Source organism: Rothia sp. HSID18067 (assembly GCF_003989445.1).
In the GTDB taxonomy this organism is placed as follows: Bacteria; Actinomycetota; Actinomycetes; order Actinomycetales; family Micrococcaceae; genus Rothia; species Rothia aeria.
In genome coordinates this window covers 843,707-858,766 of sequence record NZ_RBMF01000001.1, presented here as the reverse complement: position 1 = coordinate 858,766, position 15,060 = coordinate 843,707, and the positions used below count along the sequence as shown (strand labels likewise).

Here is a 15,060-nt window from a genome sequence, read left to right as displayed (position 1 = left end):
ATAACATGCTGACTTAATATGTACGGTGCGTGCCAACAGTACGCACGCGTTTTATCTATTAGTATTTCAGCACAAAACCCGCTATGGCCTTCAATAAAATCGCCCGTAAAGACAGCGACTTCTATGTAATCTGTACCTTCCCTGATTTCTGCTGGGCGCCCCCTCCTGCTCCGCCTACCGTACTGCCCATCCCTTTCCCGTTCTTCGCTGACTTGGGCGGGGCCCCGTAGGATGGCCAGCCACCTCTTGCAGGAATAAAATTCAGACGGCCTCTACACCTATATCTACACCGACCAAGACTCCTACGAACCGCTGACGCAAATCCGTGATTGGACGGATGCAGAAGATAACAGCCAACAGCAAACCAACTATTTCCATTGCGACCACATCGGCATCCCGCGTGAGATGACCGATAAAAACGGTAAGCTGCTGTGGTTCGGCGAGTATGATGCTTGGGGTAAAGTAACCGAAGAAACCAACGTAACGGGGACGGCGCACCAGCCGTTCCGGCTTCAAAACCAGTATTGCGACCATGAAACGGGGGTGCATTACAATTTCTTCCGGTATTACGACCCTGATGCGGGTAGGTTTGTCAACCAAGACCCGATTGGCCTTGAGGGAGGTTATAATTTATATTGGTTTGCATTTAATATACAAGAATGGATTAGCCCTTTAGAGTTAGCGCGTTCTTGAAGATTATTAATAATTCCAGGTTTGGCAGGAAATCGTCCTTTAAGTCAACTTACGCATAATCAAATTTATAATGCATTCAAAAAAGTAGGTATTAAATTAAGGAATCACGCTATATCACGCTTAAAAGATATAAGAACTGCGAAACTTGGATTTAAGACTCCCAATGATATTATGAGAATTTTTAATCAAAAAGGAACTTTTGATGCCGGAAAAGGAGATATTGGAAAGTATTGCAATGGGTTAGAAGCTATTATAAATCCCAAAACTGGCGTGATAATCTAACTAATAGACCGGCAGCGAAAGCTAGGAAGTAGAATAAAATCAAAGGGATTGTTATGTATTTTTCTGATGAAAACACCTTAATAAAGTTAGAAATTTTAGGTTATGAATTTAACACATTTTCTTATAATGAAGATGCAGATTGGTTGAATGTAAAAATTGAAGTGAATGATAAAAAAGAAAACTTGCATTGGATTGCTTGTAACGCTTGCTTGAGAACCTTTGAATTAAAAGAAATTAAGAGTTGGTTTTTATCCATTCTTAACAAAGATAAATTCATCTTACCCAAACTGTCTTTTATGGAACCGGAAGTATCTTTTATTTACAAAGATGGTATTATAGGTTTGGAATTTAATTATGCTTTTCATCCTGAATGGGGAGTGGATTTTGATATAAACTCTGATGGATATGCATTATATTTTAAACTCAATACAAATAGTTTATTAAGTTTAATATCAGAGTTAGATAAATTAATTTGTGCATATCCATGTCGTTCAGAGTAAGCGTAGGTTGTATCAAGACCCAACAACCCCACAAGCAAGCTGCAACCTGTATGACATACTTATTTGACATGCAGGTTGCGTACCAGCAGCACGCACCCATTTTTATCTATTAACATCTCAACAAAAACCCATCATGGACATCAATAAAATCGCCCGTAAAAGCAGCAAGTTCCGCGTGATTTTTACCGTGCCTGATTTCTGCTGGGCCCCTTCTGCTCCGCCTGCAGAACCAGTATGCCGACCGTGAGGCGGGGCTGCATGACAACTTCTTCAGGTATTATGAGCCTGATGCCGGGGCGGTTTGTTAATCAGGATCCGATTGGGCTGTTGGGCGGGGAAAACCTGTATGGGTTCGTACCTAATACCCAAAATTGGATTGATATTTTAGGATTAAAGTTAAATAAAAAAGGGGATAATAGGCTCAATCACTTGTATGAATAAAACAACAGGAAGAGTTGCTCGATATTCAGAACACAATTTCAATGCCGCTAGAAAGATTGTCAAAAGAGAGCAAAACGTATTTGATTTTGTAAAAAATTGTATCAGAATTTAGCTCCTCTACCTCCACCTAGTAATGTCAAAGCACATGAGAAAGCTAAACAGCAAAAAGCCAAGTGTGCTGAGGTAGAAGCATTAACAAACCTATCTAATCAAAATAATATTTCAACGCTGGATCAACTAAAGGATTTTCTTTCTAAAATATTTGTAAATCTGAAGTGTGTGATGTTTTTCAAGACTCCGCCACTAAACAAATATCGTTTGCTGAAAATCCCAAGAATCCTTGTGACTATAATTATAATCCAGTGTTAAATAGTTCAGGAATTCATTTCTAAATTATTTCAGGAGATTACAATATGAATAATAAAGAAATTTATAGATTTACAACCATATTAGATGCTATAGAAGATTCTGATATTATGGATGATTATTATAAATTTATAAATTGCTGTATTAAATTTGCTCAAAAAAAGATTATTCCTATCAGCAATTATGCAGAATATTTAGAAAAGTTGATTCAATTTTCCATTTGTTTTCTAAATGGTAAAATCGATGCTAAAACTTTGAATCAATCCATTAATAGAGCCTACCAGGAAAAACCAATATATCATTCTGATTATGACGAAAAAATACTTAACGTTATTTTATACTTAACTAATGATGATTTTTTAAGTAATTTTACTCCAAAAGATCAACAGGATACTCACCTTAGTTATTTTTTAAATCTATTATATGAAATTCAAAATAACCTTATTTTATGCGAAGAGTTTTATTATTTTATTATCAGCACATACAATTATGATTAATTACATACAAAATGCTTAGCCACCTGTACTTTTTCATATGACTCTACCTTAACGAATGCGGAGTCCTACCATGGCCTTCAATAAAATCGCCCGTAAAGACAGCGACTTCTATGTAATCTGTACCCTTCCTGATTTCTGCGGGGCGCCTACTCCTGCTCCGGATGTCACACCGCCCATTCCTTTCCGCTCTTCGTCGACTTAGGCGGTGCAAAGACCGTCGCCAAAGATGTAGGCCTCAACCGCAAGCCCGCCTTTGTCTTTAGTAAAACCAACCGCACCACCGGGGACGAACCCGCCCTGCCCGGCCGCAAGGGCATACTTTCCCGTACCGCCATCAAACCTGCCTGGCCGGTGTTGCATTCTTCCATGGGTAAATCCGCAAGCGCCGCATCATACGCGCCGGCGATATGTTCCACATGAACAATAAGTTCAAGAAGAGACTGCCGCCCAAACCCTGTATTTCTTGCAAAGCTGCCGCTGGTCTGGAGCCGCAGCTATTATTCCGACCAAGACGGTATCGGTTGGCTCGGCAAGGGCTGGAGCGTACCCGGCTGCCAACGTATCATCCGCGATGCGGCGGGATTGGCCTATATCGACGATCAGGGCCGTCTGTTCCCGCTGCCGGAAGTCGATGAAGATGATGCGGAACCGGTATTGTTCGAAAGCGAACAGATTTGGTTCAGCAAAAATCTGGACGAGCAGTCGCCTAAAATGCGGCTGCTGTCGGTGTCGCTGCTGGAGGGTTTGCCCGTCTTCGGCGAACCGGTCCGGGTCGGCAGTCCGCTGGTTCGCTACGAATACAATAGCAGCGGCGACTTGGTCCGCGTCATCGGCCGCGACGGCAACGTCAAACTCGGCTTCGGCTATAAAAACAATCTGATGGTGTCGCACACAGATGCGGCAGGATTGGTATCGGAATACGAATACGACCATTACACCCCGACCGGCAAGGGGTTGCGCAACTGGACTTCATTGGGCGAGGAATGGCGTTTTACCTATTACGACGGTTATACCGAGGTAACCGACGTAATGGGTCGTACCGAGCAATATTATTACGATTACAACAACGAGTTGACCAAACGGGTGTTTGCCGACGGCAGCACCAATCTGATGGAACGCGACAAGCTACGCCGTGGTATCTATAAGACTCAGAGTAAATTTGTCATCCGTTACGAATTCGGCCTCTTTTGTCGTCTGAAAAGCCGCGTAGGTTTATTGGAATTCGCACAGCTGTTCAGATTTTCAGATTATAGAACCAGTATTTTGATGAAGGGCACGGCTGCATTACGAACTGATGTGGTATTATGAGGTTCAAAACAGGTTGTTTGTGAATCAGGACCCAATTGGGGTGCTGGGTGGGGAGAATCTTTATCAGATTAATCCGAAATCTTTGAAGTGGACTGATATGTGGGGTTATAATTCCTTTCCGAAGTTCAGCAAAAGTAAATTCTATATAATTTTACAAGGAGAAAAGGTGAGATTTGGAATTTTCAAAACTCGCAAATTAGAAGATTTAGCAAGAAAAGACGATGGTCAAAAACAATTAGGTAAGTATTTTTAGAGAGCGCAAGTTATGGAATACTATAAAATACTTAGTATTGTTCTAACAGATGATATTAGTTTCGAGGATATCACAAATAAAATTGCAATTGCATTTAATATCAAATTACAAACAGTGAATGATGATGGTAGATTGTTATCTGTAGGAGAAACTGAAAAATATAAAGTTATTGTTATAGATAGATATGATGATTTATCTGATTTATTGTGTGACGAGAACTACGTTTTAGATATAGATCTGCATCAAGAGATTTTTCAAGAGAAAGAAATCCTGGAAGAGGAAATAATTAGTATCCTAAAATGCAATAAAATTTCATGGGAGAGAGGAATATGGGCTCCATGGGCTCCAGGAGATATCACTAACGGTTATAGGGAAATTTTCCCAAAAAACTAAATCCAGTGAGCAAGTAGGTTGGGCCAAGACCCAACCAAATTGTAAGGTCTTTTGAAAAACTTTCAGGTAGCTGTTGTGCGTCAGTCAGCTACTTAACAACACTTGCCTAACGGATTAAAATTTAAACTCTTAATTACATAAATGATTGGAAAACCAATGGACCATATTGAACTGATTAGCTTAATTAAAAACAACTGCAAAACAGCAGCTCAAGAAAAATATATCGGCAGACTGGAAAAGAAATTTTCTATTAGGTCAAAAAGAACACTTGGAACACTGGAAGATTTGTATTCTAGCCTATTGGTAAACAAACAACACCAACTCTTGATAGACACATTACCTTATTTCCTGACAATAAAATTTGAAGGAAATTACAATCACTGGTATTGCATAGAACATATTTTAGAAGATATTTATTTTGCCATCTTGGCAATGGGTGGAAATGAAGTATTGGAAAACCAGATATTCTGCCATTATAAAACGGTGTATGATTTTATAAATAAAGACGGAAGCAGTAATAGATACGCCATTGATCTTGAATGGAATAATTCTCACCAAGCTATTAATAAATTTAACGATGAAATCCGCTCTTGTGAAGAATATAAAGGTGTTCTATATGAAACTTCTGTTAGGTCAAGTTTAGTCAGGAGAGTTGTTTCCATAATTCTTTTGTGCAAAATCAAATCTTTAGAGTTTGATGATTCGCTACTGGAATTAGCTAATGAGCAATTAGAAATATTGAACAATGCTAAATATAAAAGGTATATTTAATATATGTGCTTGTTTGTTTAGCGAGTAAGCTGGGTTGCCAAACCCAATAGTTCTTCAGGTAGCCTTACTTCCACCGTTCAGATTACCTGAAAGCATGGCACAGGTCTTGCGGGTAGGGAAGATTCTTTATGGCTTTGCGCCGAAGGTGATGAGGTAAGCTGACATGTTTTTGAGGGGGTATGTACTGTTCTAAAAACGGGTTCAGAACCAGCTATAGCAGACAAGATAGAGGCTACTGTGAACGTATTAAGTCCACGTAAAGGTACCATGACAATGTTAGCTTTGGTTAGGGGTAATTAAGGAGAAACGAAGAGAAGCAGCGCGAAAATTACTCGACAGTAGTACGCATAACCCATGCGTAAGAAACGTCAAAATGTACATGTAAAATGAAATTTTTGACATATACAATAATTTTTTGATGAAAAAGTTATGTTATTAAATTAAAAATAAAGAATTTAAAATGGAACCAATAATATTAAACAATATACCCGATGAGGTCCTTCTTGATGATATTAAAGAATTGACGCAAGAATTTCCTATTGAGTTTCCAAATTTATTTAAACAAATAAAAGACTATTTAAATGTAGATACACAAAATATTTATATTACAGATTTTGTTGAAGATGAAAATAATAGTGACTATTTCTATGGATATCTCTTTGATATTTTAAGTAGGAAGATGTACAAATATTCATTTGAGAAAGATAAATCAAAATTTGAAGAAGTTAATATAAGTTCTTTAACCTTAAAAGATACATTCAGCATTAAGGTATTACATTTATTGTAGCGGCTATTGGAAATTAGCAAAATAGTAGTCTGCGCAGGTAGTGTATGCTCTCTACGCTCAGGAGGTTTCGGCTTTCATCCGTTTCAGGCTACCGGAAATATGCACTGTTTTTCGTTAAAGACTCCAAAAAGCCACCTGAATAATATTCACACCACAAATCAGTATCCCTCCATGAGGTGGCCGATTGGAGCGGCAAATGAACAAATGTGATAATGGTGGTGGAATTTAATATTACTCCCAGCAAGGCGTAAATTGACTTAATGCCAAGTAATATAATTAATATATAGAGAAATTTTATGAAAAATTATAATATATTTAAATTGTGTGAAGAGTTGCAATCTATTCTAGATAAAGAAATAACAGCAGGGAATGTTATAACTGAGCTTCCACGCCGTACGAACTGGCCTCAGGAAGGAAGTATTTTTGTTTCATTAACAAATAGACTAACTGCAGGTAAGAAAGTTTTAACAGACGATGTTTATTATTCTATTAATAATGATATTCATTATGGGTGGATTGATGAATGTGTATGCAAAATTCACCATAATTTATTGGTTGCAGGTAAATTAATTACAAGTAAATATGAATGATTTATTTTAACCTTTATAAGGTAACTATTTTCCCGACTCATAGGTCAATGTAATACATTAGAACTCTTCAATCGGACGAACGATGTTCTTTAATCCCCGGTTTTAGAAAGAATAACAGTAGTTCTTCTCCAGTTTGTGGTGGGTCAATGACTTTCTCCGCAAGGTATGATAGACGGAAAACGGTTTACTGAGTCTTTTAGACTGTTTTCGATTATGCTAAAAAGTTTCGTATATGGACAGTTTGATAAAATTTTATTATTAATTGAGTTTAGAAGAATCCAAGATTTTATTTTCTGTAGGTATGGTTGATAAGAACCAGTTCCTCAAAATCAGTTGGCACAAACACGTTAACCGAAAATAGTGTAGAATCTTAAAATGTCGAAATTAGAGCTCTGGGAGATGTAGTAATGAATGCTGATAATACTGTTAACGTTCAAATTTATTGGAGATCTCGAGAAGAAGGCGGTAGGAAGACGATTCCCCCTATTGGTCTTTTTTATCCTGTAAGTGAATTTGAAGATGGAGTTTTTCAAGAGAATTTTCTTAGGAGTATAGTCTTAGATATTTACGAGCATTTACCAAATAAAAATATGAGTTATGCAAGAGCTCGGTTTCTTATAAGAAAAAATGACAAAATACCGCCGGGTACGAAATTTAAAATTTTTGATGGAGCGAGATGTATTGCGGATGTTATGTCAACTTTTTAAACAAACATGGGCTGGGGCTTGAAATAACAACACCATAAGTCCGTCAGCAATATAAATCCTTTTAGGAGTAGAGGAATACACCCCTAATGAATAACCCTTATCTTGCAAAAATTTTGTTACTGGAGGGGGGAAGAGGGGATAGTGGATGTAGTAGGTGACGCTGAAAAAGGTGGGGACTGCACGATCCGATTCAGCAATGATGAGCTGCTGGTTATCTTTGACTGGATCGCCCAGTCTGACCAGCACGAAAATAATGAGTTGGATTCTGCCACGCAGCTAATATTTGAAGAATTTGAATGTTTACTGGAATCTATATTGGCAGAACCTTTTGATAATGACTATAGGCTACTCGTGCGAGCGGCGAAGTCAAGAATTATCCGGGAAGCACAGCGGGGATTTTAAATAGGCTCTACTCCATCGTGTAGGGCTTGAGGTTATTATCATTTCTGTATTTTTCATCCCAGTCATAGTAGTCTTGTGGCTTATCCACTGTGTGACCCTTGTGCCAGTACCCTTCGCCGTAGGCTAGTATCATAGCCCAGTGGTATTCTTCGTCGTGGCAGAGCATGCCCGCAGAATGGTAGTTAATACCTGCGCCAGAGCATAGTGGAGCATTTTTTATCATGTCATATGCCAGTTCAGGGGCAAAGCCAAGGTAATGGGTTAGTATTCCGTATATCGTGCACAGCCAAGTTTTTCTATGAAAAATAAGTTGATCTCCGGTTTCTGGATCGGTGAGTACCATATTGTCGTGGGCGTCTTCAAACATGCTTTTTCCCTTTGGGTAAATTTCTAAATGCTATGTACAAGAATATCCTAAATATATAAAAATAATAAATATTGTCATGTGGCTAGTGGAATAGTTCACTATATTATAGAAAATTTGTTATGTGCGTTTTATGGTTAAAACTACATCTTATAGTGAGCTAAAACACTGGAGGTTCTCATGAAGGCAGTTGTTGTTCCTGAACACATTGATGGCTCAGTAGTCGTTACTGATGTTCCCGTACCCGAGGTGGGGTACGGCCAGGCACTCGTAAAGCTAGAGTATTCCGGCGTCTGTCACACCGACTTGCACGTTGCAGCTGGCGATTTTGGTAAGGTTCCGGGGCGCGTCCTAGGGCATGAGGGTATTGGTATTGTCACCGAAGTTGGTGAAGGCGTTGAATCTCTCAAGCCCGGTGACCGTGTTTCTATTGCGTGGTTCTTCCAGGGATGCGGGCACTGTGAATACTGCACCTCCGGCCGGGAGACGCTGTGCCGTACCGTCAAGAATGCGGGCTACACCGTGGATGGTGCCATGAGCGAGTATGCCCTTGTCACGGCGGACTATGCCGTGAAGGTCCCCGAAGGTTTGGATGCTGCACAGGCAAGCTCGATTACTTGCGCGGGCGTAACCACCTATAAGGCGACGAAGGAATCTCAGGTGCGGCCGGGACAGTGGTTGGTCGCCTACGGTGCTGGCGGGCTGGGCAACCTGGCGGTGCAGTACGCCAAGAAGGTTTTCGGCGCCAAGGTTATTGCCGTCGATATTAATGATGACAAGCTGAAGTTTGCTGCTGAAACCGGTGCCGACGTCACGATTAACGGTCGTGAGGTTGAGGATGTACCAGCGAAGATTCGTGAGGTGACTGGCGGGGGAGCACAAGCCGCCGTTGTAACCGCGGTATCGAAGGTCGCTTTTAACCAGGCGGTTGAAAGCGTGCGTGCCGGGGGCAGCGTAGTAGCTGTGGGGCTTCCGCCCGAGAAGATGGAACTGTCTATCGCGAAGATTGTCCTTGATGGGATTCGCGTTCTCGGTTCGCTGGTTGGTACTCGCCAGGATCTTGCTGAGGCGTTCCAGTTCGGCGCCGATGGGCTCGTTGTTCCGCTGGTTCAGCTGCGTAAGGTTGAAGATGCTCCGCAGGTATTCGAGGAGATGGGCGCGGGTAAGATTACCGGGCGTATGGTGCTCGATTTCGCAAGTATCTGGTAAATCCTCCTTACTAGAGAAAAGGGTGTTCCCCCTACCCACATGGGTAGGGGGAACACCCTTTCAGTTATCATACCTAGCAGGTGGTTAGCGCATGCGGTACAGGAATGCTGCCATGGCTCCACGGCTAACAGAATCGTACGGACGGAAAGTGCCATCACCGTAACCTGCGGTGATCTTCCGAGACTCAAGCCAGATGATTTCGCGGTAGAAGGAGTTATTGGCGCGAACATCCTTAAACCCGGAGCCGCGAACTACCGGGATAACGGGGCTACCGCCGTAACGGTACAGGAATGCTGCAGTTGCTTCACGGCTGACGGCCTCGTTCGGGCGGAAAGTACCATCACCGTAACCGGTGGTGATACCGCGCTGGTGCATCCACACGATTTCCTTGTAGAAGGGGTGGTTGGTGGGTACATCCGAGAAAGGGGATGTCTTCGGCAGGTTTACGGCAGGGGAGCCAGCCATCCGGTAGAAGTAGGCTGCCATTGCGCTGCGTTCCACGCTTTGATCCGGGCGGAAAGTACCATCACCATAACCAGTGGTGATTTTCCGTGAAGCAAGCCACTCGATTTCAGTGTAGAAAGCCGCGTGAGTAGGAACATCCCTGAAACGGGTCTTTACTGCAGGCTTAGGAGCCGGTGTGGGCGTGGCCGGGTGCCATGAGCGGTTGGTTGCCTGCGGGTTGGAGGCCAAAGCTTTCAGATCGTTGAAGGAACCAGGGAAGAAGTTGGAGTCGCCAACAAACGGGCCGTCGGCTGAGAACTGCCAAATATCGTAGGACTTCCACCCGTTGGGAGTGGGACCAGGAATATAGTTATAGTTCGCCAGGTGAAGCAGAGTCTTACCGAACTCGCCAGTTCCTACACACTGGCTCCACCAGGAGTTAGCGGTATAGACCATAGGGTAGCGTCCGGTGAGCGAGCGGTAGGTTTCATTAAAATCACGAATCCAGTTGGTCAGCTGGGCAGGGCTCAGGTTGTAGCAGGTATTGCCATACTGGGAGTAGGGGTTGAACTCAATGTCGAGTAGACCAGGAAGGGTGCGGCCGTCATTGCTCCAACCCCCACCATGGTTCACAAAGTAGCGAGCCTGGTCGGCACCTGAGGAGGTGCGGGGGTTGGCAAAGTGGTAGGCTCCACGGATCATACCAACATCAGCTGATCCAACATACTGCTGTGCGAAGTAAGGGTTGGTGTAGTAGGTGCCCTCAGTTGCTTTGGTGTACGCAAAACGTGCACCGCCGTTGTATGCTTCCTGCCAACGCACATTGCCTTGGTGAGAGGAGACATCCATACCGAGGGTGCCGCTGCTGGGCGTCCAGGTTGCTGCAGGGCCAACTCCTTTGGCACGCCCGTGCCCGCCCGGTGCCTCGGTGGCGCCTTCAGCTGGTAGGCCAAGACGTTTACGTTCACCAGCACCCATGGCGGTGTTCATGTCCTCGGTGGGTGGGGGAACATCCTCATAAGATATCGTGGCGGAGGAGTCAGTGGCGGGTTCTTCAGCCGCGGCAGCTGGGGCGAAAGAACCTGCCAGCATGGAGAGAGCACCTAGCGAGACCAGGCATTTAGATAGTTTCTGATTCCGAGAGAAGAGGCTCATAGTATAAGTAACCTGCAATCTTCAAATAGACTTGTGTTTGAGTGTGAATAAACGTGAAGTTGAGTGACATCTACGCATTAGTGCTTTCGGGATCTTTTAATGCCCCTGGATTATTTTGCATCTTTACTGAGAGCTCACAATAAAGATGCACCCTTGCACGCATCTCATTGTAGGGAAAGATTTTGTTAATTTTCAAGATAGATACTCAGTTAACGACCCCCTTCAGGTGAGGGTAGAATTTGTTGGACTAAAGCCTTAAGGAACGAATACATAAAGGTAAGAGTATTCTAGTATCTGATTGAACATAACATAAAGTGTGTGCGATGGTTGAGGCGGTTAGTTGAAGCTAAAGGTTCATAGAGCGTTGTATAAAGATTGAATTTTTATGCTAATCCGTGCACGCATATTCTTCAGCTGGAAAGTAATTTTTCTTCTAATTGGAGATGATTTGTGCCACAATCCCTTGCGTCTTGGGTTGCCTTCTTCGATTTCTGTGGCGCTGACGTTTAGGAAGGCCTTGACCTTCTCTTCAAGGAGGATGTGGATGTTCTGCGGGGAGTGAAGGCTGGGGGAGTGGTTGGTCACTGGTGCGGCTGGTGCTCGCATAGGTCAGGCGAAAATACTCGCATACCTATGCAGTTCGTTATTACAGTATGTTTCTTAGGTGATCGAGGTGGGGAGAATAAAGATGTGGTGTATATCGAAAGTTAGTGTATAGGTATGCCCTTGTCTTCTTAGGGTTATTATTACGTATAAGGTGCAGCCATTATCTGCTTTTTGCCACCCATAAAAATATCCATGAGATATGTCACATTCAATGATTGATGGTGTTCTGTGGGATCGTGGGAGCGGTCCACGGCTTACAGAGACTACCTGCTAATCTATGCACATCTGTGAAGGTGCAGACCTGCTGCCCTTGCCCCTCTTAGTTACCTTCTTTGGTAAGGGGGGGGGGGCTTGTGTCTGTGTGTGGTATGGATCTGAAGCCGCCACCTTATCCAGCGGGCTTGAGTGACACACTATGAGTGCAAGGTCTGTCTCGGTCTTTTCTCTGGCGGGGTGATCTGTAGTGTTGCTGCGAGGAATGTGGTTCTGGGGCCAGGTGGGAAGTGTGTATGTGTAGGTGAGAATAATACGTGTGTATTTTAAGAATAAAAAAGGAGGTGGGCCGCACACACAAGACCCACCTCCAGTTCTCCAAATACAGTTAACGCGGCCTCGCATCCGCTGTACTCGGAAAACCTACGGTCGGAGGAGGAGAGAAAAACCTCCGACCGTGTATCTATTGCCCTCGTTGGTATGGGGCAAGTTTGTAGGGAAGTGCTCTTTGAATTAGATAAGCTTTGCTACTTCCTGTGCAAATGGCTCAAGGGATGCGCGATTGGTGTAGTCTGCTCCCTCGGTACCATAGCAATCAAGCATCTGTTGGATGCCCTCATTTGGGTTGGGCTTAGCGGCAAGCCAGGCACGAACAGGGCCTTTGAGGGCTGCCTTATGGGTTAAGGATAGCTCTGACCATTTAATGCCGCCGCGTAAGTGGGCAACAGGCTGTCCTTCGGTGAGCTCAGCAGTGTAACTCTTAGCAACAGCTTTATTCAGAAGATCCTTGGAGTACTCACCAGTGAATGAAACGGTGAAAAACGCGGTGCGTTTGCGCTTGGGTAGTAAGAGGGGAACGATCTTTTTGCGTAATGAGGGTGCTCCGGTCAGGAATCCACCGTAGTCACTCCCACCAATTACTACAACATCAGCAGCTTCTGCCTGTTCGGGGGTCACCTTGGCGGCGGGAACCGTTTCGACCTCGGGTGCCTGAGGCAAAGCTCGTAGATCTTCAGCAAGCCATGTGGCGTACTGCTCTGTGTAGCCATAGACTGAGCCGTAGATAATAAGTGCGCGTGTGGTGGACACCGGCAACCTCCAGGGCAAATTTGCATAAAAGATACTAATTATTGATTCAAGTCTAGGGCAGGTGCCCCTAAATGTGAAATCACCTCAAGGGTGACTCTATTCACAATAGAAGACTTGTGGGTATTAACCCTCCAAAAATGGGTGACAACTATGAGACTATCACCCCGTTTCTCTCCCAATCTGCGGGTAAAAGTCCTATACTTGAAGGCAGGATATTCATAATACAGCACGTTGTGAACGTGCGGTTTTCTGTGGATACATGTGGGAGTTTCCCCGTGTGCTCCCGCACAAACAATGGGTCTTAACCCTAAGGCCCACGCCACAACTCACGAAGGTTAGGTACATGAGGCGAGCAAAAATCGTTGCAACAATCGGTCCCTCCATCTCCGCACCCGACAAAATCGCCGCGGCAATCAAAGCGGGCATGAATGTGTCCCGTTTGAACATGAGCCACGGTGACCATGATGTTCACACCAACTCTTACAACACTATTCGCGAACAGTCCGCAAAGCTTGGTAAGGAAGTTGCAATTCTTGCCGATTTGCAGGGGCCGAAGATCCGCTTGGAGCGTTTTAAGAACGAGAAAGAAATCCTTGAGCCCGGTGCCGACTTCACCATTACCTCTGAAGAGGTAGAAGGTACTCAGGAAATCTGCGGTACCACATATAAGGGGCTGCCCGGCGACGTGAAGCCTGGCGATAAACTATTGCTGGACGACGGCAAGATTCAGCTTGAAGCTGTTGAAGTTACCCCAACCCGTGTTCGTACCCGTGTTATCGTGGGTGGCCCGATCTCAAACAACAAGGGCATTAACTTGCCTGGTGCGGCTGTTTCGCTACCCGCGTTGACTGAGAAGGACGAAAATGACCTGCGTTTTGCACTGCGCTTGGGTGTAGACATTATTGCGCTTTCCTTCGTCCGGTCCGGCAAAGATGTTGAGCGTGTGCACGAGATCATGGAGGAAGAAGGGCTGCGCATCCCCGTGATCGCCAAGATCGAAAAGCCGCAGGCGGTGGAGAACCTGCAGGACATTATCGATAAGTTCGACGGCATTATGGTTGCACGCGGCGATCTGGGCGTTGAGCTACCGTTCTCTGAAGTTCCGCTGGTACAAAAGCAAGCTATTCAAATGGCTCGCCGCTGGGCTAAGCCTGTGATTGTAGCTACCCAGGTGCTTGAGTCGATGATTAGTAACCCAACCCCCACTCGCGCGGAGGTCTCTGACTGCGCCAACGCAATTCTTGATGGTGCTGATGCGGTCATGCTGTCCGGTGAGACCTCAGTGGGTAAGTACCCGATTATTACGATCTCAGCGATGGCCTCCATTATTAGTGATACCGAGAAGAAGGGCCTGTACCGTGTGCCCGAACTCGACCGTAAGCCGCGTACCCGCGGCGGCGCTATTACCCGGGCAGCAGTAAATATTGCTGAGCAGCTGGATGTTGATTACATCAGCACCTTTACCCAGTCGGGTGACTCCGCCCGCCGTTTGGCTCGTTTGCGTCCCAAGAAGCCTGTGCTTGCGTTTACCCCGAACCCGAAGGTTCGTGCCTTTATCTCGCTGCTGTGGGGTGTTGAAGCAGCCCACGCGCAGCTCACTGCTGATACTGATGGTATGACCAAGATTGTGGACGACTACCTAATGGAGCATAACTTGGCAGAGAAAGGCGACCTGATCGTCATGACTGCCGGTTCGCCTCCCGGTGTTGCTGGCTCGACCAATACGGTCAGGGTGCACCGCATCGGTGACCGTGACGAGACCGGGGCTAAGCTGCCAGAGGAACGTGAAGCAGTGCGTCCTTACGCCGACGAAGATCACGACTAATACTCGGGTAGGCCCAGATTCTCTAGGTTTTCGAGTTTATGAAAAGGTTGAGCCCCAAGGAAATTTCCTTGGGGCTCAACCTTTTCATGAAGGTAGCGGGTGATCATGTGCCCGCCAATAAAATCGGTGATTGTGATTCAGAGCTGATGAATCCCAGATGTGTGG

The 15,060-nt window shown here is 44.6% G+C and carries 19 protein-coding genes; 15 read left to right on the top strand and 4 right to left on the bottom strand.

All coding sequences use genetic code 11. The features are described from left to right. Positions 1-405: 405 nt before the first annotated feature. The 5 genes from D8M23_RS11915 (at position 406) to D8M23_RS03730 (ending at position 2,779) form a co-directional block, all read left to right on the top strand. Entirely contained in the window at positions 406-693 is a 288-nt protein-coding gene (locus D8M23_RS11915; protein ID WP_202976113.1) for an RHS repeat-associated core domain-containing protein, read from the top strand. Between the two features lie 21 nt (positions 694-714). Beyond that, positions 715-975: a hypothetical protein gene (locus D8M23_RS03745; RefSeq protein ID WP_126853753.1), complete on the top strand. Its 261-nt coding sequence runs from the start codon at positions 715-717 to the stop codon at positions 973-975. Positions 976-1,028: 53 nt separating this feature from the next. Further along, a complete protein-coding gene (locus D8M23_RS03740) occupies positions 1,029-1,475 on the top strand; it encodes a WapI family immunity protein (protein ID WP_126853752.1) in 447 nt (148 codons plus the stop codon). 258 nt (positions 1,476-1,733) lie between these two features. Continuing rightward, positions 1,734-1,916, top strand: a complete 183-nt coding sequence (locus D8M23_RS03735) for a hypothetical protein (protein ID WP_238693746.1) — start codon at positions 1,734-1,736, stop codon at positions 1,914-1,916. Between the two features lie 413 nt (positions 1,917-2,329). Continuing rightward, the gene (locus D8M23_RS03730) at positions 2,330-2,779 is read left to right on the top strand and encodes a hypothetical protein (protein WP_126853751.1); all 450 of its coding nucleotides are present in this window, start codon (positions 2,330-2,332) and stop codon (positions 2,777-2,779) included. 198 nt (positions 2,780-2,977) lie between these two features. Here the strand turns inward: D8M23_RS03730 and D8M23_RS11690 are convergent, their stop codons facing one another. After that, positions 2,978-3,139: a hypothetical protein gene (locus D8M23_RS11690; protein WP_153274070.1), complete on the bottom strand. Its 162-nt coding sequence runs from the start codon at positions 3,137-3,139 to the stop codon at positions 2,978-2,980. Positions 3,140-3,202: 63 nt separating this feature from the next. Here D8M23_RS11690 and D8M23_RS11910 point away from each other — a divergent pair, with 63 nt between their 5' ends. From D8M23_RS11910 to D8M23_RS03685, 8 genes are all read left to right on the top strand, one after another. Further along, positions 3,203-4,087: a DUF6531 domain-containing protein gene (locus D8M23_RS11910; RefSeq protein ID WP_425342757.1), complete on the top strand. Its 885-nt coding sequence runs from the start codon at positions 3,203-3,205 to the stop codon at positions 4,085-4,087. Between the two features lie 19 nt (positions 4,088-4,106). Continuing rightward, positions 4,107-4,340, top strand: coding sequence for a hypothetical protein (locus D8M23_RS03715; protein WP_126853750.1), 234 nt, complete (start codon positions 4,107-4,109; stop codon positions 4,338-4,340). A gap of 12 nt (positions 4,341-4,352) precedes the next feature. After that, entirely contained in the window at positions 4,353-4,733 is a 381-nt protein-coding gene (locus D8M23_RS03710) for a hypothetical protein (RefSeq protein ID WP_126853749.1), read from the top strand. 156 nt (positions 4,734-4,889) lie between these two features. Then, positions 4,890-5,504 (top strand): hypothetical protein, encoded by a 615-nt coding sequence (locus D8M23_RS03705; protein ID WP_148110467.1) that lies wholly within the window; start codon positions 4,890-4,892, stop codon positions 5,502-5,504. Between the two features lie 460 nt (positions 5,505-5,964). Then, positions 5,965-6,291 carry a hypothetical protein gene (locus tag D8M23_RS03700; protein ID WP_126853747.1) on the top strand — a complete coding sequence of 109 codons (327 nt, stop codon included), beginning with the start codon at positions 5,965-5,967 and terminating at the stop codon, positions 6,289-6,291. A 296-nt stretch (positions 6,292-6,587) separates the two neighbouring features. Beyond that, complete coding sequence (locus D8M23_RS03695; protein ID WP_126853746.1) at positions 6,588-6,881, top strand: hypothetical protein; 294 nt, start codon at positions 6,588-6,590, stop codon at positions 6,879-6,881. A 407-nt stretch (positions 6,882-7,288) separates the two neighbouring features. Then, entirely contained in the window at positions 7,289-7,588 is a 300-nt protein-coding gene (locus D8M23_RS03690) for a hypothetical protein (RefSeq protein WP_126853745.1), read from the top strand. Positions 7,589-7,729: 141 nt separating this feature from the next. Further along, positions 7,730-7,990, top strand: coding sequence for a hypothetical protein (locus tag D8M23_RS03685; RefSeq protein ID WP_126853744.1), 261 nt, complete (start codon positions 7,730-7,732; stop codon positions 7,988-7,990). A 7-nt stretch (positions 7,991-7,997) separates the two neighbouring features. On the opposite strand, the gene D8M23_RS03680 is transcribed toward D8M23_RS03685, so the two are convergent. Next, positions 7,998-8,357: a hypothetical protein gene (locus D8M23_RS03680; RefSeq protein WP_126853743.1), complete on the bottom strand. Its 360-nt coding sequence runs from the start codon at positions 8,355-8,357 to the stop codon at positions 7,998-8,000. A 177-nt stretch (positions 8,358-8,534) separates the two neighbouring features. On the opposite strand from D8M23_RS03680, the gene adhP reads away from it, so the two are divergent. Then, positions 8,535-9,563 carry an alcohol dehydrogenase AdhP gene (gene adhP, locus D8M23_RS03675; RefSeq protein ID WP_126853742.1) on the top strand — a complete coding sequence of 343 codons (1,029 nt, stop codon included), beginning with the start codon at positions 8,535-8,537 and terminating at the stop codon, positions 9,561-9,563. 84 nt (positions 9,564-9,647) lie between these two features. Here adhP and D8M23_RS03670 read toward each other — a convergent pair whose 3' ends face one another. Both D8M23_RS03670 and D8M23_RS03665 read right to left on the bottom strand, forming a co-directional pair. Further along, complete coding sequence (locus D8M23_RS03670; RefSeq protein WP_126853741.1) at positions 9,648-11,162, bottom strand: GH25 family lysozyme; 1,515 nt, start codon at positions 11,160-11,162, stop codon at positions 9,648-9,650. Positions 11,163-12,494: 1,332 nt separating this feature from the next. Next, complete coding sequence (locus D8M23_RS03665; protein WP_037289029.1) at positions 12,495-13,070, bottom strand: flavodoxin domain-containing protein; 576 nt, start codon at positions 13,068-13,070, stop codon at positions 12,495-12,497. A 343-nt stretch (positions 13,071-13,413) separates the two neighbouring features. Between D8M23_RS03665 and pyk the strand changes: the two genes are divergently transcribed. Further along, positions 13,414-14,895, top strand: a complete 1,482-nt coding sequence (gene pyk / locus D8M23_RS03660) for a pyruvate kinase (RefSeq protein ID WP_006888005.1) — start codon at positions 13,414-13,416, stop codon at positions 14,893-14,895. The last annotated feature ends 165 nt before the right edge of the window (positions 14,896-15,060 follow it).

Excerpts from the sequence above, each read along its gene's own strand:
- D8M23_RS03695 (WP_126853746.1), top strand. The coding sequence starts at position 6,588 with ATGAAAAATTATAATATATTTAAATTGTGTGAAGAGTTGCAATCTATT.
- D8M23_RS03705 (WP_148110467.1), top strand. The coding sequence starts at position 4,890 with ATGGACCATATTGAACTGATTAGCTTAATTAAAAACAACTGCAAAACA.
- D8M23_RS03700 (WP_126853747.1), top strand. The coding sequence starts at position 5,965 with ATGGAACCAATAATATTAAACAATATACCCGATGAGGTCCTTCTTGAT.
- D8M23_RS03735 (WP_238693746.1), top strand. The coding sequence starts at position 1,734 with ATGACAACTTCTTCAGGTATTATGAGCCTGATGCCGGGGCGGTTTGTT.
- D8M23_RS03710 (WP_126853749.1), top strand. The coding sequence starts at position 4,353 with ATGGAATACTATAAAATACTTAGTATTGTTCTAACAGATGATATTAGT.
- D8M23_RS03690 (WP_126853745.1), top strand. The coding sequence starts at position 7,289 with ATGAATGCTGATAATACTGTTAACGTTCAAATTTATTGGAGATCTCGA.
- D8M23_RS03680 (WP_126853743.1), bottom strand. The coding sequence starts at position 8,357 with ATGTTTGAAGACGCCCACGACAATATGGTACTCACCGATCCAGAAACC.
- D8M23_RS11915 (WP_202976113.1), top strand. The coding sequence starts at position 406 with ATGACCGATAAAAACGGTAAGCTGCTGTGGTTCGGCGAGTATGATGCT.
- D8M23_RS11690 (WP_153274070.1), bottom strand. The coding sequence starts at position 3,139 with ATGCAACACCGGCCAGGCAGGTTTGATGGCGGTACGGGAAAGTATGCC.
- pyk (WP_006888005.1), top strand. The coding sequence starts at position 13,414 with ATGAGGCGAGCAAAAATCGTTGCAACAATCGGTCCCTCCATCTCCGCA.
- D8M23_RS03730 (WP_126853751.1), top strand. The coding sequence starts at position 2,330 with ATGAATAATAAAGAAATTTATAGATTTACAACCATATTAGATGCTATA.
- adhP (WP_126853742.1), top strand. The coding sequence starts at position 8,535 with ATGAAGGCAGTTGTTGTTCCTGAACACATTGATGGCTCAGTAGTCGTT.
- D8M23_RS03670 (WP_126853741.1), bottom strand. The coding sequence starts at position 11,162 with ATGAGCCTCTTCTCTCGGAATCAGAAACTATCTAAATGCCTGGTCTCG.
- D8M23_RS03740 (WP_126853752.1), top strand. The coding sequence starts at position 1,029 with ATGTATTTTTCTGATGAAAACACCTTAATAAAGTTAGAAATTTTAGGT.